19 protein-coding genes are annotated in these 18,784 nt (G+C 50.4%); 13 read left to right on the top strand and 6 right to left on the bottom strand.

Annotation, left to right across the window (positions count from 1 at the left end; all coding sequences use genetic code 11):
* The 4 genes from E9531_RS06545 to E9531_RS06530 all read right to left on the bottom strand — a co-directional run bounded on the left by E9531_RS06545 (position 1) and on the right by E9531_RS06530 (position 5,152).
* Positions 1 to 954 carry a branched-chain amino acid ABC transporter permease gene (locus tag E9531_RS06545; RefSeq protein ID WP_136572956.1) on the bottom strand — a complete coding sequence of 318 codons (954 nt, stop codon included), beginning with the start codon at positions 952 to 954 and terminating at the stop codon, positions 1 to 3.
* A gap of 40 nt (positions 955 to 994) precedes the next feature.
* The gene (locus tag E9531_RS06540; RefSeq protein WP_136572955.1) at positions 995 to 2,257 is read right to left on the bottom strand and encodes a branched-chain amino acid ABC transporter substrate-binding protein; all 1,263 of its coding nucleotides are present in this window, start codon (positions 2,255 to 2,257) and stop codon (positions 995 to 997) included.
* A gap of 237 nt (positions 2,258 to 2,494) precedes the next feature.
* The gene (gene dprA, locus E9531_RS06535; protein WP_342210851.1) at positions 2,495 to 3,724 is read right to left on the bottom strand and encodes a DNA-processing protein DprA; all 1,230 of its coding nucleotides are present in this window, start codon (positions 3,722 to 3,724) and stop codon (positions 2,495 to 2,497) included.
* Positions 3,725 to 3,913: 189 nt separating this feature from the next.
* Positions 3,914 to 5,152: a LysM peptidoglycan-binding domain-containing protein gene (locus E9531_RS06530; RefSeq protein WP_136572953.1), complete on the bottom strand. Its 1,239-nt coding sequence runs from the start codon at positions 5,150 to 5,152 to the stop codon at positions 3,914 to 3,916.
* A gap of 277 nt (positions 5,153 to 5,429) precedes the next feature.
* On the opposite strand from E9531_RS06530, the gene def reads away from it, so the two are divergent.
* The 8 genes from def to E9531_RS06490 all read left to right on the top strand — a co-directional run bounded on the left by def (position 5,430) and on the right by E9531_RS06490 (position 12,296).
* The gene (def, locus tag E9531_RS06525) at positions 5,430 to 5,942 is read left to right on the top strand and encodes a peptide deformylase (RefSeq protein ID WP_136572952.1); all 513 of its coding nucleotides are present in this window, start codon (positions 5,430 to 5,432) and stop codon (positions 5,940 to 5,942) included.
* Positions 5,943 to 6,170: 228 nt separating this feature from the next.
* Entirely contained in the window at positions 6,171 to 6,749 is a 579-nt protein-coding gene (locus E9531_RS06520; RefSeq protein ID WP_158291730.1) for a hypothetical protein, read from the top strand.
* An 8-nt stretch (positions 6,750 to 6,757) separates the two neighbouring features.
* Positions 6,758 to 7,771, top strand: coding sequence for a methionyl-tRNA formyltransferase (fmt, locus tag E9531_RS06515; RefSeq protein ID WP_136573086.1), 1,014 nt, complete (start codon positions 6,758 to 6,760; stop codon positions 7,769 to 7,771).
* Positions 7,772 to 8,331: 560 nt separating this feature from the next.
* Entirely contained in the window at positions 8,332 to 9,108 is a 777-nt protein-coding gene (locus E9531_RS06510) for an AzlC family ABC transporter permease (protein ID WP_211343386.1), read from the top strand.
* Positions 9,105 to 9,440 (top strand): AzlD domain-containing protein, encoded by a 336-nt coding sequence (locus E9531_RS06505; RefSeq protein WP_136572950.1) that lies wholly within the window; start codon positions 9,105 to 9,107, stop codon positions 9,438 to 9,440. The genes E9531_RS06510 and E9531_RS06505 overlap by 4 nt, the downstream gene beginning before the upstream one ends.
* A gap of 184 nt (positions 9,441 to 9,624) precedes the next feature.
* Positions 9,625 to 10,815 (top strand): phosphoglycerate kinase, encoded by a 1,191-nt coding sequence (locus E9531_RS06500; RefSeq protein WP_136572949.1) that lies wholly within the window; start codon positions 9,625 to 9,627, stop codon positions 10,813 to 10,815.
* Positions 10,816 to 11,070: 255 nt separating this feature from the next.
* Complete coding sequence (locus E9531_RS06495; RefSeq protein WP_136572948.1) at positions 11,071 to 11,748, top strand: hypothetical protein; 678 nt, start codon at positions 11,071 to 11,073, stop codon at positions 11,746 to 11,748.
* Positions 11,745 to 12,296, top strand: a complete 552-nt coding sequence (locus tag E9531_RS06490; RefSeq protein ID WP_136572947.1) for a FlgO family outer membrane protein — start codon at positions 11,745 to 11,747, stop codon at positions 12,294 to 12,296. Before E9531_RS06495 ends, E9531_RS06490 begins: the two co-directional genes overlap by 4 nt.
* A gap of 133 nt (positions 12,297 to 12,429) precedes the next feature.
* On the opposite strand, the gene E9531_RS06485 is transcribed toward E9531_RS06490, so the two are convergent.
* A complete protein-coding gene (locus E9531_RS06485; RefSeq protein WP_136572946.1) occupies positions 12,430 to 14,100 on the bottom strand; it encodes a long-chain-fatty-acid--CoA ligase in 1,671 nt (556 codons plus the stop codon).
* A 204-nt stretch (positions 14,101 to 14,304) separates the two neighbouring features.
* Here E9531_RS06485 and E9531_RS06480 point away from each other — a divergent pair, with 204 nt between their 5' ends.
* The 5 genes from E9531_RS06480 (at position 14,305) to E9531_RS06460 (ending at position 18,285) form a co-directional block, all read left to right on the top strand.
* Positions 14,305 to 14,826: a phosphatidylglycerophosphatase A family protein gene (locus tag E9531_RS06480; protein ID WP_136572945.1), complete on the top strand. Its 522-nt coding sequence runs from the start codon at positions 14,305 to 14,307 to the stop codon at positions 14,824 to 14,826.
* Positions 14,827 to 14,893: 67 nt separating this feature from the next.
* Positions 14,894 to 15,418 carry a CinA family protein gene (locus tag E9531_RS06475; RefSeq protein WP_211343385.1) on the top strand — a complete coding sequence of 175 codons (525 nt, stop codon included), beginning with the start codon at positions 14,894 to 14,896 and terminating at the stop codon, positions 15,416 to 15,418.
* Between the two features lie 187 nt (positions 15,419 to 15,605).
* The gene (locus tag E9531_RS06470; protein WP_136572944.1) at positions 15,606 to 16,154 is read left to right on the top strand and encodes a phasin family protein; all 549 of its coding nucleotides are present in this window, start codon (positions 15,606 to 15,608) and stop codon (positions 16,152 to 16,154) included.
* A 403-nt stretch (positions 16,155 to 16,557) separates the two neighbouring features.
* Positions 16,558 to 16,854, top strand: a complete 297-nt coding sequence (locus tag E9531_RS06465; RefSeq protein WP_136572943.1) for a BTH_I0359 family protein — start codon at positions 16,558 to 16,560, stop codon at positions 16,852 to 16,854.
* 204 nt (positions 16,855 to 17,058) lie between these two features.
* A complete protein-coding gene (locus E9531_RS06460) occupies positions 17,059 to 18,285 on the top strand; it encodes a zinc-binding metallopeptidase family protein (protein ID WP_136572942.1) in 1,227 nt (408 codons plus the stop codon).
* Here the strand turns inward: E9531_RS06460 and coaD are convergent.
* Positions 18,267 to 18,773 carry a pantetheine-phosphate adenylyltransferase gene (gene coaD / locus E9531_RS06455; RefSeq protein WP_136572941.1) on the bottom strand — a complete coding sequence of 169 codons (507 nt, stop codon included), beginning with the start codon at positions 18,771 to 18,773 and terminating at the stop codon, positions 18,267 to 18,269. The genes E9531_RS06460 and coaD overlap by 19 nt on opposite strands.
* Positions 18,774 to 18,784 lie beyond the last annotated feature (11 nt).

Genomic DNA, 18,784 nt, shown 5'->3' with positions numbered 1-18,784 from the left:
TTATCCCTCCCGCTTACCCATGAGGCCGCGTGGGCGGAACACAAGCATCAACACCAAAAGCAAATACGGCAAAATCGGTGCAACTTGGGAAATAGTCAGCCTCAAAACAGGATAGCCAAACGTATCAGGCCCTGCATCCACGCCGGCGCTACGCAACAAGCCGAGCAGCGAGTAATCCATCGCAACAGCAAAAGTTTGCATGATGCCAATCAACAGTGATGCAACAAACGCCCCTCCAAGCGATCCCATGCCTCCAACCACGACGACCACGAAAATAATTGGCCCCACTGCCAACGCCATGGCAGGTTCGGTGATGTAGGTGTTGCCACCAATCACCCCAGCAAGCCCAGCAAGCGCTGCACCGCCACCAAAAACCAGCATGAATACGCGCGGCACGTTGTGGCCCAATGCCTCCACCATATCTGGATGTGTCAGCGCGGCCTGGATGACCAGACCAATGCGCGTGCGTGTCAGGACAAGCCAGATGGAAACCAACATCACAACGGCCACCAGCATGATGAAAGCCCGCGACTTAGGAAACTGCGTATCGAACAGCGTAAAAAGTGGGCCTTGCAAGAATGGTGGCAAACCATAGGGCACAGCCGCTCTGCCCCAGACTAGTTGGACCACCTCAAGAATCAGGTAAGACAACCCAAAGGTGACCAGTAACTCTGGCACATGGCCAAACTTGTGCACTCGCCTTAAACTGTAGCGTTCAAACGCAGCGCCTAACGCACCAACAAGCAATGGCGCCACAATCAATGCAGCCCAAAAGCCAATTGCATTAGAGACGACGTAGGCTAAATATGCTCCAAGCATATAGAAACTGGCATGTGCAAAATTCAGCACCCCCATCATGCTGAATATCAAGGTCAGCCCAGAGCTGAGCATGAATAACAGCAGCCCATAGCTCAATCCGTTGAGCAGCGATATGACAAAGAACTCAAAACTCATGAGTTGATCTACCTGTTTGTACGGTGAATATGAATCCTCCTCAGGAGGGGCGTTTCATTTGGCACGTCGTAGGCGTACTGGTTTCTTCGCGCGGGTAGAACTTCACCGGCTGGAACGCGTAGCCAGTATTCTCTTGTGAATAGGGAAGTGCATCACTCACCTTACTCCAGCGGGTCATGAACAAGCCTTGTTGCAACTGATGGTCTTGCTTGCGCATTTGCACCGTGCCATAAGCGCCAGGGAACTCCAGATCCTCCATTGCTTTGGCAACGGCCAGAGCATTAGTCGATTGGGCCTTCGCCATCCCATGCGATAAGGCGGCCAAACCGTTATAGACCGCAGTGGTATACATGTCCTCACCAAATTTGGACTTGAAACCTTGGGTCACCTCACCTATCTCACCAGGCAAGTTCATGTGGCTATAAAACACCTCATAGACTTTACCTTCAGCAGCCGCGCCCAGCTGTGTCGGGGAACCGCTGGCAGTGCCGTAATAGACATAAAAGTTCACGTTATGTAGCCCAGAGTCGTTTGCCGCCTTAATCAGCAAAGACAAGTCTGACCCCCAATTGGCTGTAATGACGGCATCAGCCCCAGATTGGCGAATTTTGGCAATATAGGGTGCGAAATCTCGCACCTGCGCCAATGGGTGGTAATCGTCTCCGACGATTTCAATATCTGGACGAACCTGCTTCAGGTATTCTTTGGCCAAACGCGCAACTTGTTGCCCATGGCCATAATTCTGGTTAATCAAAAAAACTTTTTTGACTTCTGGCTTGTCGGCAATGAACTGGGTCATCGTTTTGAGCTTCATGGTATTGTCGGCATCCAGCCTGAAATGCCAGAAGCTGCACTTCTCATTGGTCATGTCCGAATCCACACCGGCATGGTTGAGAAATATCACTTCCTTGCCAGGATTGCGAGCGTTATGGCGCTCTAACGCTTCCATGATGGCCAACGAATTGCCCGAACCGTTGCCCTGCACGATGTAGTGAATGCCTTGATCAATAACACTGCGCACAATGCTTGCCGTTTCCTGTGGGCTCAGCTTGTTGTCAAAACCAACCACTTCGAACTTAACGCCAGCGGGATTATTCTTACTTTGCGTATTGAAATAATCAGCGGTGTATTGAAAGCTTTTGAGTTGATTACTGCCCACAGAAGCCATCAACCCTGATAAAGGATCAATCCAAGCAATTTTGACAGACTCACCTTGCTGTGCCTGAGCAGCATTCGCTGCCAGCAAACCGGCCAGCGTAGCCATAACGAGATGGCTCGGTAAGGAACGATAAAGTGACTTCATGTCGGTCTCCTTGCGCTTTTTTAATTACAGTGAACTTCAATATCCGCAAGGGTATCGGCCAGCGCCCAACCATCGCACCGGGTAACCCCCAGTGCAGTGCAGCAAACTGTCACTTACAAGACTTTAAACGCTATTTCTTTACTCATCGGCCCCATTCAATACGAAAGGCCGCAAGCGCGAAAATGCCATTCAAAAAGCCTCATGAACCTTAAGAAGGCAAGCCTTATGCATGCGTACTCAGCAACGCCCCAGTCGCTGGAACAATCCGCCTGGCAATCGGACTATTTTTTGCATCAACTCCAGCTCAAGCAGCCGTGCTTGAAGTGTTGCGGTAGGTAGGCCTGTCGTCGCCTGTAATTGTTCTAGGTCAATGGGGTCATAACCCATTGCGACCAAAAACGCGTCATCCTCCTCGGCCTCACATGGCAATGCCTGCGACGCTTCAGAAGTGTTTGTTCCGGTGCGTTTCACAGTATTTATTGGGCTCTGTGTTAGGGATAGATCCAAAGTACCAAGCGTAGAAAAGTCTTCCAAGATATCTACTGCGTCTTCCACCAATTTAGCCCCTTGCTTGATCAACCAGTGGCACCCCTTGGACTGCGCAGAATGGATGGAGCCAGGAACAGCCATCACATCACGCCCCTGTTCAGCGGCCAAACGAGCAGAAATTAAGGAACCGGATTTTTCAGCCGCCTCAATAACCAAGGTCGCTTGCGACATCCCAGTAATGATGCGATTGCGTTTGGGAAAATTTGTGGCCAATGGCCCGACCCCAAGCAACTGCTCACTCAACAGCAAGCCATTTTGGGCAATGCGGTGAGCAAGCTCTTTATGGTATGCAGGGTAGATTCGATCAACGCCTGTCCCCATGACTGCAACTGTTGCAGGCCCTTGGCCACTAACCACATCCAAGGCACCTTCGTGCGCTGCAGCATCAATACCACGCGCCAACCCTGAAACAATACATACACCTTGCGCTTGAATTTGCCCACTTAGTACGTGTGCATTTTGCTGCCCTTGCCCTGTTGGCGCCCGACTGCCCACAACAGCCAATAATCCATTGCAGCTCTGCCACCACGGTCGTGTATTGAGATCCAGCCATCGCTCAGCCCCAATGGCAAATAGAAACAATGGTGGGTCGTCAATTTCTTTGAGGCTAGGAGGGTAACGTGCATCTCCCAACGTCACTATTGCCTTGCTCAAGCCGGACGCTTTCACATTGCCCTCGGACAGCCAGCGGTAGCAGGCTTCTATCGTCGCCAACATGGTCGGAGATGGTTGTCGCAAAACAGATTGGGCGTAGCGCTGACTACCTAATACGTGCGCCAACGTCTGCTCAGATTGCGCAAAAACGTGCTGCGGCAATCCAAATGCTCTAATCAACTGGGCCGCACGTAATGCTCCAATATGTGCGCACCCATGTAAGCGCAACCATGGTGCAATTTCTTGGTCGAATTGCTCTCGCATCATTGTCTCCTCCTGCAATTTAGGTCGGTAGGCCCTCTATACGCGTGGCAAGGCCATCAGTATTGCCGAACGCAATCGGCCATGTCTTTGTTTTTTAAAATTCAGGCGAGGATAAGAAAATAAAAATCCCGCCTACAGCAGGTGCAGGCGGGACAATCCAGATACAAGCACAGAAAAAAACGTTTTATCTCACTCGGGGCTTGTCAGCTTATCTCCAACCGTGACTGGATCATTGTTATCCATGATCAAGCCATAAGAGACGCGTTCAAAAACACGGAACATCAAGAGCACGCCATTGGGCTCATCTGGCAGGCGAATGCGCGCATTCGGCCCATTTTCCCGGTCACGACTCAAGCGCCCTTTTTTGAGAATTTGCAAAACCTGCCCTGCTTCAATTCCATCATCCGTGCCCAAATTCACAGCCACCACTTGGCCTGATGTCGCATTGGCCACCGACACATCCGCATACAGCGAGATCACACGGCCAGTAGTTTCCGGGGGCGGAAGCCGGGGCACAAAGCTGGAGTAATCAGCATCCTCAGTCAATAAATCCAGTCGATCACCAACGCGCACATCCGAAACCGACTTGGTGATCTCCAAAGTCGCAGGACGGTACTCTTCTACGGTACGACCACGACGGTCAGGCACTTCTTCAAAAAACTCATCGCGCACAATGCGCGCCTGTCCCACGTACTCACCCTCGTAACCCAAAATTTCTTTAGTTTCAGGATCTCTGAGTGGTTTTGCTTGGCGGAAGATAGAAAACTGTTTTGGAGAGCCATCTCGAGTGGATAACGGCAACTGGTCAGTGCCGCGCACATAAATTTTGTCCCCCACCCCCATGATCAAACGATCATCTACGGAGGAAAGGATATCCGGCAGGCGTTCCAGCTCTGCCTCATCCTTGATGACCGGGCGCACCAAAAACGGCTCAATCAAATCGCGGCGAATCGTGGGCAGCGCGGCGGCCGCCAAGGGCTCCGAGCGAACAGACGGGGACAGTTTGATGGTTCCTGTGGACGAGGCGTCAACAGATAAGCGAGCATAGCCATCACGCACGCCTAAGTGCAAGACTTGGCCAGGATAAATGAGATGCGGGTTTTTAACCGCATCCAAGTTCATTCCCCACAATTCAGGCCAACGCCATGGCTGGTTAAGATACAAGCCTGAAATAGCCCATAGTGTGTCCCCACGCTGCACGGTGTAGGAACTAGGTGCGTTGGCATTCAAGGCCGAAACAGGAACGCCCTGACTTGCAGCTTGCTGTGCAGCCTGGTTCTGTGCCACCGTCACGCTAGTGGTGCTGGCAGCTTGTGCCAAGGGCATGGCGAAAACCAATATCAACGATGTAGCGGCCAATCCAAGGCCTGTTTTTTGCGCGAAGAAAACGCGGTTGTATTGAAATTTTTTAAATTGGTTCAAAATCATGGTGATAAACAAATCTGAATCAAGATGGAGAAGCGCCGCTTACGCAACACGCGATCCTAGCAGCAAGAATCCGTGGCAAAACCCAAAATGAGCGACTGGGCCACTTCCATGCACCGCCTCACCTCATGGTTTCAAGAGACTAACAAGCGTCCCAAATTGTGACAATCCTCATAGATTCTCATTCTAAGGCCTTCATTAATCAATGATTTTCTTCTGGCTTGAGTGTGATCAATCGCAAAAGTCGCGAAAATAACGACAGATTACTAAGCAACGTATTATGGCTATCCTGAATATTCTTGAGTACCCCGATCCACGTTTACACAAAGTGGCAGTTCCTGTCGTTGAAGTTAACGATCAAATCAGGGCAATTGCCGCCGACATGCTGGAAACTATGTATGCAGCCAACGGCGTGGGTTTGGCGGCAACGCAAGTGGACATCCATCAGCGAATGCTGGTCATGGATACGTCAGAATCACGCAAAGAGCCTTTTATCCTCATCAATCCGGAGATTGTCTGGGCCAGTGACGAAACATCCACAGGCGATGAGGGTTGCCTCTCGGTTCCTGAAATTTACGACGGTGTTGAGCGGCATGTACGTGTGCATGTCAAAGCGCAGGATGAACATGGTCAATGGCGCACTATTGAGGCGGAGGGTTTACAAGCCGTCTGCGTTCAACATGAGATGGACCACCTCATGGGTAAACTTTTTGTTGAGTACCTATCCCCTCTCAAACGCAATCGTATTAAAGCCAAGTTGCTTAAACGCCAAAAAAGCAAAACTACAGACTGAGGAGCCGGACGCAGGCCCGTTGCTACCCAGGGTAGATGAGAAATTAAAGCTTGCACTCTGTACAGTAGGAATGCCAAAGCCGGGATAACGCGGTGAGGCCACAGCAATACTGGTATGCTATTTCGCAGCTAAGCAGGATCAGCAATGCTATTTTTGTCAGCGCATGGCTGCTATCAAATGTGACAATCTGCAGTCCCCCCCTTTCCTTCATCACTCACATACAAGTTTATGCGCGTGCGACTCTTCGTTTGCCTCACTCTCCTTTGCACCATTGTGGCCGGTTGTGCCTCTTCTGATGGAGGCGCCCCGCACCCAGCCAGTCCCACACTCTTTGGTCAACGCGTTGTTCAAGGATTAAACCAAGACCAATTGCGCGCGCAGCGTGGCGAACCGTTTGCCATTTATACGAATGATCAAGGTAGTATTTGGTTTTACAACACCGCCATCCGTGACATGCAGCGGGATCGCGTGGTTTTTGACACACAAAAGCAATTGATCACGTCTGGTCCGGCGTGGACACGGGCAGCATTTTCTCTAGTGCAAGCACAAACATGGACGACGGCACAGCTACTTCAACACTTTGGCCCACCTATCCGGCAAGAAATGCCACGAGCTGGATTACTGCAAAGTCTCGGTGACGATGCACCAGCAAGCAACGTTCAAGCGGAGGCCGATACAGACAGTAGAAACTGGATCTACGGCAGCCGTGAATTCAACCGCTACTTTATAGTGACCATTACAGTGGACGCTAAAGGCGTGGTATCAAACATTGAAATTTCTGCAGACCCAAATAACACCACGCAATGAGATCAGACATACGCTTTGCATTTGCAGGAACCCCGGAATTTGCCCAACATGCGCTTCAGGCCCTGATTGAAGCAGGATATACACCCACACTCGTTTTAACCCAGCCCGATCGCCCTGCAGGGCGTGGCATGCGAGAGCAAGCCTCGGCCGTTAAACAGTTAGCACAGCAACATTCCATTGCTGTACTCCAACCGCATGGTTTGCGTCTCGATGGTAAATTCGCCCAAGAAGCGCAGAGCACGCAGGCTGCAATGCAAGCATTGAATCTGGATGTATTGGTGGTCGCTGCCTACGGATTGATCCTTCCCCAGTGGGTGCTTACGCTGCCGCGTTTTGGATGTTTAAATATCCATGCCAGTCTGCTCCCACGTTGGCGCGGAGCTGCCCCAATTCACCGCGCTATTGAGGCAGGGGACGCTGAAACCGGGATCAGCATCATGCAAATGGATGAAGGCCTGGACACAGGTGCCGTCATTTCCATCGCGCATCTGGCTATTGAGGCGAATGAAACCACTGCGCAGTTGCACGATCGTTTAGCCATACTTGGCGGCCAATGCATAGTCCAAGCGATGGAACAATTGGCACAAGCACGAAACCTCTTACCTAGCACGCCTCAAGCTGCAGAAGGTATCACTTATGCAGAAAAAATCAGCCGCGCAGAAAGCAATTTGAATTGGCAGCTTCCTGCACCACAATTGGTCAAGAAAATACAAGCCTTCAATCCATTTCCCGCAGCCCAATCCACATTACTCAAACGCGACACAACAGCGGATAAAGCGCAGGGCGAGACCTTGAAAGTATGGACCGCTCGGGTTGAACAATCCCCCACAGATAACGCAGATGAACCCGGTACGGTTGTGGCCATTGACCGCAGCCAAGGCATTCTCGTTGCTTGCGGAGAAAACACCGCATTGCGCCTTATTGAATTGCAGCGTGCTGGCAGCAAGCGCCTGCCTGTGCAGCAGTTCCTCAATGGTTTTGATCTCCAAGTTGGTGACCGGTTCGAGCTTATTACTCCATGAGCATGAGCTTGCAGCTCTGGATTAACCTAATCACACAATGATGCTTGCGCAGTAAAGGCATAATACCGTTTCATGTTGGCGCCAAGAGCGCCATTTCTTTTGCGCACTCCGCTGCCTGCTCCCCAAAAGTCCAATCCCGTTATGACCAAGCTGTGGCCTCACATTACGTCGCGAATCGTTTTTTCCAGCTTACTCATTGGAATGGGCATGTTTGAAGTTTGGAACATGGCAGTAACGCCAGCCTCAGGCGGGGTTTGGCAGGTAATGGGGTGGATCGCGCTTGGCATACTGGCATTTCTCCAGCCTCCGGTACTGAACGCTCCTTTGCATAGCCTATGGACAGAGTCAGAGCTCGCTGCGGTGGGGCCACGCAAGTCTAGATGCGCGCTTGCCATTATTGGTTTTGCATGCCTGCTTCTGGGTCCCTTGCTCAGCAACTGACAATCCATATCTGCAAGCAGCTTGCTACAAGAGATTGCAATTTTGGTTTCCAAACTACTTGCTTGAGCCACATTCATCACTAAAAAAACAATAGTACTTTCTGCTCCCTACTTCTGCTCATGTGCCCTCACGCCCCTCTTCCTTTGTCGCTAAGCCAACGGCTGCAAACGACGCTCAAACATCCAGCGTTTCGTGATGGTGCAAAAGACCAAGCTCAGGTCGCCCTCGGCGTCGGGGCATGGGGTTTGGTCACTGGTGTCGCCATGGTCAAAAGCGGGCTATCTGTTCCGATGGCTGGACTGATGTCACTGCTGGTCTACGCAGGCAGCTCCCAATTGGCAGTCCTTCCGCTGTTAGCCAGTCACTCTCCACTGTGGGTCATCTGGCTTACCGGGTTATGCGTCAACCTGCGCTTTGTGATTTTCAGCAGTCTTTGGCGCGAGCCCTTTGGCCACCTACCTCGCCGCAAGCGGATTTGGCTGATGTACCTCACCACAGATATGCTTTTCGTGCTTTTTTTCAAACGCTACAAAAATATTCAGCCATCGCCAGAGCATGAATACTATGTTCTAGGTGGTGCGCTAGTGACATGGTGTGTTTGGCAAGGCACATCCTTTGCAGGCATTTTTCTTGCCCAATTCATCCCCCTTCATTGGGGTTTGGGCTTTGCCGGTATTCTGGCCCTTCTTGGCGTAACACTGTCTTTGCTGGTTGATCGCTACACCTATATTGCCATTGCCGTTGCAGGCGTAGTTGCTGTATTGGCTTATGCCCTGCCCCTGAAACTCAACATTTTGGTTGCGATTTCCGCGGCCATCGTCATCGGCTTGATTTTTGAGTCTCTCGAACAAGCTTTGAAAACAGGGGCCCCATCTTCTGCAGGTAAGTTGAAATGAGTAACGACGACTGGTGGGTACTGAGCGCAATCATTGGACTGACTATCGTCACAGTGATCACCCGAGGCTTTTTCATGTTCCCCAACAAAGAAATTCCTCTGCCAACCTGGCTCAAGCGTGGCTTGAAATACGCGCCTTTAGCAGCATTGGCAGCCGTAATCATCCCGGAAATAGTCACAAGCAACGGCAGTTTGATCGCGACTTGGCAAGACGCTCGGCTTTATGCAGTCCCTGCCGCTTGCGCCTACTATTTTTGGCGGCAAGGCATTCTTGGGACCATTCTTGCGGGCATGGCGGTGTATTTACCCTTGCGACTGCTACTAGGCTGGTGAACCACCACTGCAGAACAGCTAACCACAACGCTCACACCTCACCAAGCCGTTTCACCGCACCAATTTACGCGACAATACGGCCTTTTAAGCGCCCCCTACTGAGTGAGGCATTCGCACACCGCACGGCTTACGCGGCGCTTGTGCCAGCTTAGTTGATTTCACTTTATTCAAATCGGAGTCAAGCATGCAATTCATCCGTTTCACCGACCTTTGTCAACAAGGGCGTATCAAAGATCAGCGTGTACTGATTCGCGCTGACTTGAACGTGCCCCTTAATGAACAAGGGCTGATCACGGAAGACACACGCATTCGCGCCTCCATCCCAGCCATTCAAGCAGCACTCGGCGCAGGCGCTGCTGTCATGGTCACCAGTCACTTGGGGCGCCCTACGGAAGGGCAATTGCAGGCCAAAGACTCATTGGCCCCTGTGGCACAACGCCTAAGCGAGCTACTAGGTCAAGAAGTACCCCTAGTTCAAAACTGGATCGATGGCGTCAACGTTACACCATCACACGTCGTTCTGCTTGAAAACTGCCGTGGCAACGTTGGAGAAAAAAAGAACGATCCAGTACTTGCAAAGAAAATGGCAGCGCTTTGTGATGTGTTTGTTCATGATGCTTTTGGCACAGCCCACCGTGCAGAGGCATCCACCTATGGCGTGGCCCAATACGCGCCTGTTGCATGTGCAGGCCCCTTGCTCGCCGCTGAGATCGATGCGCTCAGCAAAGCGCTCAGCCAACCTCAACGGCCATTGATCGCTATTGTTGGCGGCTCAAAGGTCTCCAGCAAACTGACGATTTTGCGCAGCCTTGCTGAGAAGGTCGATGCTCTAATTGTCGGAGGGGGCATTGCCAATACCTTCATGCTGGCAGCCGGTTTACCCATAGGCAAAAGCTTGGCCGAAACGGATCTGGTTGAAGAAGCCAAAAGCATTATCAAGATGATGTCAGAGCGGGGCTCCATCATTCCCATTCCAGAAGATGTGGTGACAGCAAAGACCTTCGCAGCCAACGCCCCCGCAACCACTAAAAATGCGCAGGATGTCGAAGATGACGACATGATTCTGGATATTGGTCCAAATACCGCCGCACACTTGGCTACGCAACTGCAATCTGCTGGGACAATTGTATGGAATGGTCCAGTTGGCGTTTTTGAATTCGATGCGTTCGAAAATGGAACAAAAACCCTCTCACAAGCTATTGCACACTCCAAGGCATTCAGCATCGCAGGCGGTGGAGATACTCTTGCTGCAATTGCCAAATATCAGTTAGAGTCGGAAATTGGTTACATTTCCACTGGGGGAGGTGCGTTCTTAGAGGTTCTCGAAGGCAAAACACTTCCTGCCTTTGAAATTCTGGCAAAACGCGCATCCTGAATTGGGTTAGATAAACCTATGCTTACCCATTAGGTTTAGCCAAAGCATAAAAAATACGCGTTACCACTGGAGGGCATTCAAAAACGTAGCTTTCTCGTCAATCAATCGCTTTTTTTTGCAAATAAACTATAAAAATGCTTTGTAATGCGTGAGAAAAGCTCAAGATTGTTTTCCAATAGGCATCAGGTCACTAATAGTTACTTTTACGCATAAACGAACGACCTTTAAGGTCAGACAGTATTTAGGAGAGTCAAAATGCATCAACGCGTATTTCGCACTACTGCGCTGTGTTTAGCCGTAGCAGGTCTTGTTGGCTGCGGCAGCAGTGCCATCCCCTTATCAAAGAACTTTGATCAAACATCCCAATACAAAGTCCGTTCGGCTAAGCACTGGAGCACCATCAGTGCCGATGCAACAAATCGTACTGTTGCAGCACTGGAAGCAGCAGGGGCGACACAAAGTACACCTCTGTATGTCGCCTTGCCGGAGAATGCATCAAGCTTTGACTGGGCTTTCCGCGACATGCTGACAACCGCTCTGGTTGATAGCGGCGCAACGGTGCAAGCCCACCCCGTAGCCGGTCAATACACGGTGGTTTACCACACGCAAGTTGTGCGTCATCCATCCAATTTATGGGTGACCGGCCATGGTGGGCGCGACTATTACAACCTCGGTGATGGCGTTACCGTTCGCCATGGTGCGCACAACATTGAATCTGTGCCACTGCACCAAGGTTACGGACATCCAGAGCTCTCAACCTACTCTGCACAAACAGGTACTGAACTGGTGCTAACTACGGCTGTCTTGCACCAAGATCGTTTTATCTCGCGTACAACCGATGTGTATTACCTTGAAAATGTAGATGCCGGCTTGTTTGGCGTCGACAACGGCAATAGCCTCAAAAGCGTGAATCTGAAAGTGGTGAATCAATGAAAATCCAATTCCTCGCATCATTGGCTGCAGCAGTCGCACTAACCGGCTGCTCTTACAACACGAACGCTGTCCGCTCAGAGCCCAGCTACCAAGACGCAACAGCAAATACGTTTTTGAGCACCAATCAAGAGGCTGCTCAAAAGCTGATTGCGGGCTATGGCGCCGCTAATTTTGAGAATAATCCGCTGCTGGTTGCCACCATTGTCGATGTCAACGACACACGCGTTTCAGCACCTTTGGGGCGTACACTGTCGGAGCAGTATTCCTCGACATTGGCCAATTCGGGGCTGAATGTGCGCGAAATCAAACTCCGCGGCAACGTCTTTGTGCAAGAAGGCACAGGTGAGCTGCTTCTGTCGCGCGAAGTTCAGAATGTAGCCAAGAGCCAGAACTCTGCTATCGTATTGGTCGGCACCTACTCTGCTGCTTCACGTTTTACGTATGTCAGCTTGAAGCTGGTGCGTACAGAAGACAGCCGCATCATTAGCGCTTATGACTACGCATTGCCCAACAACCGTGATATTCGCCGGTTGCTGCAAACACACTGATTGCGTCAAAACAGTGCCAGCAATGGCACATACATAAAAATCCCCGCTTAAGCAAGCGGGGATTTTTTTATAAAGACTCAGTCAGTCGAAAAATCTGCGGAAAACTTCAAAAAATCGTCACCCTGGGCCAAATTCACCCGCGCAATTCTCTGCGCAAAATTTTTCCCACAGAAGTTTTGGGTAATGCGTCACGGAATTCAATGACTTTGGGTCTCTTGTAGTTCGTCAAATTATCAGCGGCATAGCTACGCACAGCAGCCTCATCCAGCGCCGGATCATTGCGCACAATCACCAGCTTGATCGCCTCACCTGTTTTGTCATCAGGAATGCCCACAACTGCACACTCAAAAACACCAGGCAACCCAGCAATCACGTCTTCGACTTCGTTGGGAAATACATTGAAGCCACTCACTAGCACCATATCCTTTTTACGATCTACAACTTTGAAATAACCATTGGCATCCATTGTTCCAATATCGCCCGAGCGGAAAAAACCGTCGCTTGTCATCACTTTGGCTGTTTCGTCAGGGCGCTGCCAGTATCCCTGCATGACCTGCGGCCCTTTGATAGCAATTTCACCTGGCTGCCCCTGTGCAACCTCATTGCCTTCGTCATCAATGCATTTGAGCAACGTACTCGGTAAAGGCACCCCAATCGTTCCCGTATATTCACGTACCGTCACAGGATTACATGTTGCTGAAGGACTGGTCTCTGACAATCCATAGCCTTCACAAATCGGGCAGCCTGTTTTCTCAAGCCACAGTTTCGCAACCGCCCCCTGCACGGCCATACCGCCACCAATCGATATTTTCAAATTGCGCCAATTGACTTTTGCAAAATCAGGGTGGTGCAGCAAGCCGTTGAACAATGTATTGACTGCAGGAAATTGATGGAATGTGTGCTTTGATAACTCCCCCAAAACAGCTGGAAAGTCACGCGGATTAGGCAGCAAAATGTTTTTCGTCCCATTGCGCAAGCCCAGCATCATATTCACCGTAAAAGCAAAGATATGGTAGAGCGGCAAGGCACATACTGAGGTAGGCTGCTCTGTACTGGGGATACGGTTCATCGCTGGCGCATTCCAGGCCTCGGACTGGAGGATATTGGCAATGATGTTGCGGTGGCTCAGCACAGCGCCTTTACTCACGCCTGTGGTTCCACCTGTGTATTGAAGAACCGCAGGGTCATCCCGGTCTATCGATACTGCCGTTAACGGTTTTCCAGTGCCTAGTTTCAGCGCAGTATTGAAAGGGATCGCACCCGCCATTGCAAACTCTGGCACCAATTTCTTCACATTTCGCACCACATAATTGACCACCGAGCCTTTAATCATGCCCAGACGGTCCCCCATGCTGGCTAAAACAATGTGCTTAATGGGCGTGTTGCCCAAGCACTTTTGCAATGTTTGGGCAAAATTTTCAATAATCACAATGGTGGCTGCGCCAGAATCATTGAGTTGGTGCTCCAATTCGCGTGCTGTGTAGAGCGGATTGACATTCACAAGTATCAATCCTGCGCGCAATATGCCTGCGACAGCGATCGGATACTGCACCACGTTAGGCATCATCACAGCAACACGATCGCCCTTCTTAAGGCCAAGCCCTTGCAAATAGGCTGCAAATATTTTGCTCTGCTCATCAATCTGGGCAAAACTAAAATCTTTCCCCAGATAGCTGTATGCCACCTTGTCTTTATGCTGCGCGAACCCGATGCGCATCAAATCAATTAAAGAACTGTATTGATCTGGATCAATATCGGAAGGAACACCATCTGGATAGGCTGAAAGCCAGGGGCGATGATTCATACCATTCAACTCCTTTTATTGAAAGCTGCGCCAAGCGCAGCCCTTGTCTCTTTGATTCCAACACAGTCCATTCTGACGGAATATTGTCATTTTTCACCTATTTACGCTCTAACATAGGTGACATTCCTAAGCTCGCAAACACGCACACAGCCTCAGGCATGCACGCCCAAACTGCCCACGACTTCACGCTCAAATCCACCATCCATGGCCTCACAGACCGCCTCCATTGAACGTTCTCCAAGCATTCAAGACCTCAAACACCCTGCCCGACTGATCGCACTCGGCTTTGGCTCAGGTTTAAGTAAATACGCCCCCGGCACTGTAGGCACAGCATGGGGTTGGCTGAGCTTTAATCTGTTTCTAGCGCAAAGAAACGATATAACCATTGCTATTGTTTGGCTGTCTGCCTTATTTTTTGGTTGGTGGGCATGTAAAGCGACATCGGATGCTTTAGGCTCGCTTGACTCTGGTCACATTGTGTGGGACGAAATTCTGGCGTTCTGGCTAGTGTTATGGCTGCTTGGGCCAAGTGCTTTTGGGTTACAACTGCTCGCATTCCTGCTGTTTCGTTTTTTCGACGCAGCCAAGCCACAACCAGTCAAATGGGCTGACAGCACCTTCAAAGGCACAGGTTGGCGTGGGGCTTGGGGAATCATTTGGGACGATTTGGTGGCCGCCTTTTGCAGTCTCCTCGTGCTTGCAGTCCTACACCAATGGCTAGGCTAAAAACGAATCTTGAGCCTATCCCTGGCACCACATCTGGTACCTCCATCACTTTAGATCCAACGCAGCCATGACAAGCAACTCCCCACCAACGACGATAGCAACCATTACACAGCTAGTATCTGATCTGGCTGGTGCATTAATTGCGCAAAACGCCATGCTGGTGACCGCTGAAAGCTGCACAGGAGGCCTCGTAGCAGCCTCATGCACTGATCTGGCAGGATCAAGTCTGTGGTTTGACCGAGGCATGGTGACCTACTCCAACGACGCCAAAACGGATCTGCTCGGTGTGCCGAGCGCATTGATTATGGAGCATGGTGCAGTCAGCGAGCCCGTTGCGCGGGCCATGGCCCACGGCGCAATCATCCATTCAAACGCGCACTTCAGCGTTGCCATTACCGGTATTGCCGGCCCTGGGGGAGGCTCATACGACAAGCCTGTGGGCACCGTTTGGTTTGCATGGTCTGCATACAATAAAACTGTCAGCGAGAAAATTGTCTTTCATGGTGATCGTGCATCCATAAGGCAGGCTGCAACAAAGCATGCACTTCAGCAGCTTCTTGCACTAGTACCCTCTGTCAAGTCGATTGAATGATGCCGGCTTTGCGCTATGCAATCCAATTAATGCTGCATTGCAACAAAAAGATTGCATGTATTTGGTGCGTCGTGCATAATCACAAGCATGCTGCAGCGCAACATGAGTTGTATGAGACCTGAAAAATGGGCATCCCCCAGTAGCAGCATGGATTACCCCTCTTACCATTTGTAATTTGGAGATTGACATGGCACTGACCCCAGAACAAGTTCTCGCAGCACACAAAGCCAATATCGAGCAATTGTTTGGTTTGACCAACAAAGCTTTTGCCAGCGTGGAAAAACTCATTGAACTGAACGTCAAGGTTTCACGCGAAGCCTTGAGCGATGCGGCCAAGCACAGCCAAGCTGTTCTGTCGGTTAAAGACGCACAAGAGTTGGCGGCTCTGCAATCGAGTATCTTCCAACCATTGGCTGAAAAAGTCTCCAACTACAGCCGCCAGTTGTACGAAATCGCCTCTGAAAGCGGTCAGGAGCTTAACAAAGTCGTTGAAGAACGCACCGCTGAGGCGCAACAGGCTGTGACCAATTTGGTTGAAAGCGCAGCAAAAAACGCTCCTGCAGGTACTGAAGCTTCTGTCGCCGTTGTGCGCAGTGCTCTTTCCGCAGCCAACAATGCTTTTGAGTCAGTGCAAAAAACGGTAAAGCAAGCTTCTGATGTTGCACAAGCAAATTTCAACGCCGTGACCGAAAGTGCATCGAACGCAGCCAAAAGCACCACACGTCGCCGCTCCTGATATTTAGTGCAAGGCATTGCTTTGTACAAATGCCTGCATAGACGATTGCCCGGAACGGAGTCACTTAGCACAACCTAGCGGTGGCGCCTTTGCAAGGCAGGTAACCTTTGTCTCCTTGGATCCTTTCGAAACCATTTTCATGGATCCTTTCAAGCCCGGCATATGCCGGGCTTTTTTTATAAAGCCATACGTAAAAGCACGATTTCAATCAAGCTGCCGTACTTAAAAACGCTTCATCGCACTTCGCGAAAATGTTGGTATTTTTCGTGCATACTGGTCACTATTGACAACACAGTTAAAAACTGCTCACAGTTGGGGGCCTGCCCCACAAACTTCCGTTCTATTGAAAGTTAGCCAAACGCCCCCATCCATGTGGAATGAACCTATCTCATTGGAGGACTCCATGAATACTTTGTATGACTCTGAAGCTTTTTCAGTCGTGCATATGCAGCAGGATATTCCCAACCCATTGCAAGCAGACTCTTTATGGGAGCCCAAGCCTGAGCACAATCTCGTACGGCATGGCTTTGAAATCGTCGACAAACGCTCCGGACGCGAAGTTTATCTAGATGGGAGTTGGGCTGAGGTGTTTCATGCCCAAATTCAAGAGTGGCAACGCAATACACCAACTCAAGAAGAAGTGGAAGACACACTGGACAGCTATACCGGACTGGCTCAACATCCTGTCGTTGTGCATTAATAACATCTATATGCAGGCTGTTTCTTGCCTCAACATAGGCTATTGAGCACTGTAAGGGACTCACCGATCTTCAACATTTACGTGTGTAGTTGAGCGCGCAATGTGCAGCGGCTGTGCTAATGCGGCAATGCACGTTGCTTTTGTTGAGTCTGATGCCAGTCCCACTGCTTTATTAACCCCTTGTAGGGTTGCTCTAGGGGCATTATGCAAACGTTTCAATGCACACAATGCGCCAATTTGGTTTTCTTTGATAGCCAAGTTTGCGTCAATTGCGGCAGCCCACTTGGATTTGATCCAGAGTCGCTCACTCTGCTCGCGCTGCAATCTATTGAGGCACCTCATCCAAGCGCCCTCAATTTAGAAGATGCAGTAAACGATACGACGGCGCCTACTGCGCCTGTTGGTGATTCGCCCCTTATCGTTCAGTCACACTGGCAACTCAACAATGCGATGGGTTTTCAAATCCATACGCAACAACCTGTGGGAGGTTATAAGTTTTGCAAAAACCATATCGACGCGCACGGATGCAACTTTCTCCTTGCAGCCTCTGATTCGCATGACTACTGCCTCTCATGCAGACAGACGGAAACTATTCCAAATCTATCGAACCTCAGCAACCTTCATGCGTGGATTACCATTGAAAATGCTAAACGACGCTTGTTTTACTCACTGGCCAAGCTAGGGCTGAAAAATACCCAACACCCCCCTAAATACGATTTTCTTGAAGATATAGAGGGTCAGGACCCTGTAATGACCGGGCATGCAAACGGTTTGATTACGCTCAATATTGCCGAAGCTGATGACGCAGAACGCACGCGTAGACGCATCAACCTACACGAGCCCTATCGAACCCTCTTGGGGCATTTACGTCATGAAGTAGGCCATTTCTACTGGGATCAATTTTTCATCCGTGACGAATGGGCGCTTGCAAAATTTCGACTGCTGTTTGGCGATGAACGGCTGGACTATAGCCAAGCACTACAGCAGCACTACCAAACTCCTCAAGGGGACTGGCAAAACAACTATGTCAGCAGTTATGCTTCAGCCCACCCTTGGGAGGATTGGGCTGAAACTTGGGCACACTACCTGCATTTGATCGATTTACAGGAAACCGCTTCTAGTTATCAGCTTCAATTCGCAATACATGGTACGCAAGGAGTGCTTTGCACACAGGTAGAAAATCCGTTCACCACCTTCGCACAAGCGCCACAGGATGATTCACCGCAAGACATTAGCCACCTATTGAATCAAAGTATGGGCATCTCTTTAGTGCTCAACAGTCTCAATCGCAGCCTAGGGCATAACGATGCCTATCCGTTTGCACTCTCGTCACCTGTTCTGCAAAAACTAGGCTTTGTGCACAACGCCATCCGTCGGTACGCCCATCAAAAAAACAGAGCGACTCTCCCCGATCAGCCTGCTGTCTGCTGACGCTCTTTCACGCGCGCCAAGAGCCGCTGGTGCACCTGTGGCGAAACAAATTGCTCTACGTCGCCTTCAAGTGTCGCAATCTCTCGCACATAGGTACTGCTGACATATTGATAGCGCTCGCTCGGCGTCATGAAGATGGTCTCCACCTCAGGCATCAGTTTTCGATTCATGCCGGCTAGCTGCACTTCATAGTCAAAATCCGTCACGCCACGCACGCCACGCACCATCACTTGTGCACCATGCTCCATCGCAAAATCACGCATCAATGCTGAAAAACTATGCACACTGAGATGTGGCAAATCAGAAAATACAGAGCGCACCATATCCATACGCTCTTCTAGCGTAAACAGTGTCTTCTTGTGGTGCCCCGCAGCAACCGCGACGATAAAACGATCAAACATGCGTGCGGCACGGCGAATCATCTCCTCATGCCCACGCGTAATAGGATCGAATGTTCCTGGAAAAATAGCCAGAATTGAGGCAGACATAGCGCATCCCC

Origin of the sequence: Lampropedia puyangensis (assembly GCF_004833285.1) — a bacterium.
Taxonomy (GTDB): domain Bacteria; phylum Pseudomonadota; class Gammaproteobacteria; order Burkholderiales; family Burkholderiaceae_C; genus Lampropedia; species Lampropedia puyangensis.
Note: the sequence above shows the minus strand (reverse complement) of the source record. Positions and strands in the feature narration are given on the sequence as shown.

What these genes read in the sequence shown, in the direction of transcription:
- E9531_RS06545 (WP_136572956.1), bottom strand. Translation starts at nt 954, where the DNA reads ATGAGTTTTGAGTTCTTTGTCATATCGCTGCTCAACGGATTGAGCTAT.
- E9531_RS06540 (WP_136572955.1), bottom strand. Translation starts at nt 2,257, where the DNA reads ATGAAGTCACTTTATCGTTCCTTACCGAGCCATCTCGTTATGGCTACG.
- dprA (WP_342210851.1), bottom strand. Translation starts at nt 3,724, where the DNA reads ATGCGAGAGCAATTCGACCAAGAAATTGCACCATGGTTGCGCTTACAT.
- E9531_RS06530 (WP_136572953.1), bottom strand. Translation starts at nt 5,152, where the DNA reads ATGATTTTGAACCAATTTAAAAAATTTCAATACAACCGCGTTTTCTTC.
- def (WP_136572952.1), top strand. Translation starts at nt 5,430, where the DNA reads ATGGCTATCCTGAATATTCTTGAGTACCCCGATCCACGTTTACACAAA.
- E9531_RS06520 (WP_158291730.1), top strand. Translation starts at nt 6,171, where the DNA reads ATGCGCGTGCGACTCTTCGTTTGCCTCACTCTCCTTTGCACCATTGTG.
- E9531_RS06510 (WP_211343386.1), top strand. Translation starts at nt 8,332, where the DNA reads ATGTGCCCTCACGCCCCTCTTCCTTTGTCGCTAAGCCAACGGCTGCAA.
- E9531_RS06505 (WP_136572950.1), top strand. Translation starts at nt 9,105, where the DNA reads ATGAGTAACGACGACTGGTGGGTACTGAGCGCAATCATTGGACTGACT.
- E9531_RS06500 (WP_136572949.1), top strand. Translation starts at nt 9,625, where the DNA reads ATGCAATTCATCCGTTTCACCGACCTTTGTCAACAAGGGCGTATCAAA.
- E9531_RS06495 (WP_136572948.1), top strand. Translation starts at nt 11,071, where the DNA reads ATGCATCAACGCGTATTTCGCACTACTGCGCTGTGTTTAGCCGTAGCA.
- E9531_RS06490 (WP_136572947.1), top strand. Translation starts at nt 11,745, where the DNA reads ATGAAAATCCAATTCCTCGCATCATTGGCTGCAGCAGTCGCACTAACC.
- E9531_RS06485 (WP_136572946.1), bottom strand. Translation starts at nt 14,100, where the DNA reads ATGAATCATCGCCCCTGGCTTTCAGCCTATCCAGATGGTGTTCCTTCC.
- E9531_RS06480 (WP_136572945.1), top strand. Translation starts at nt 14,305, where the DNA reads ATGGCCTCACAGACCGCCTCCATTGAACGTTCTCCAAGCATTCAAGAC.
- E9531_RS06475 (WP_211343385.1), top strand. Translation starts at nt 14,894, where the DNA reads ATGACAAGCAACTCCCCACCAACGACGATAGCAACCATTACACAGCTA.
- E9531_RS06470 (WP_136572944.1), top strand. Translation starts at nt 15,606, where the DNA reads ATGGCACTGACCCCAGAACAAGTTCTCGCAGCACACAAAGCCAATATC.
- E9531_RS06465 (WP_136572943.1), top strand. Translation starts at nt 16,558, where the DNA reads ATGAATACTTTGTATGACTCTGAAGCTTTTTCAGTCGTGCATATGCAG.
- E9531_RS06460 (WP_136572942.1), top strand. Translation starts at nt 17,059, where the DNA reads ATGCAAACGTTTCAATGCACACAATGCGCCAATTTGGTTTTCTTTGAT.
- coaD (WP_136572941.1), bottom strand. Translation starts at nt 18,773, where the DNA reads ATGTCTGCCTCAATTCTGGCTATTTTTCCAGGAACATTCGATCCTATT.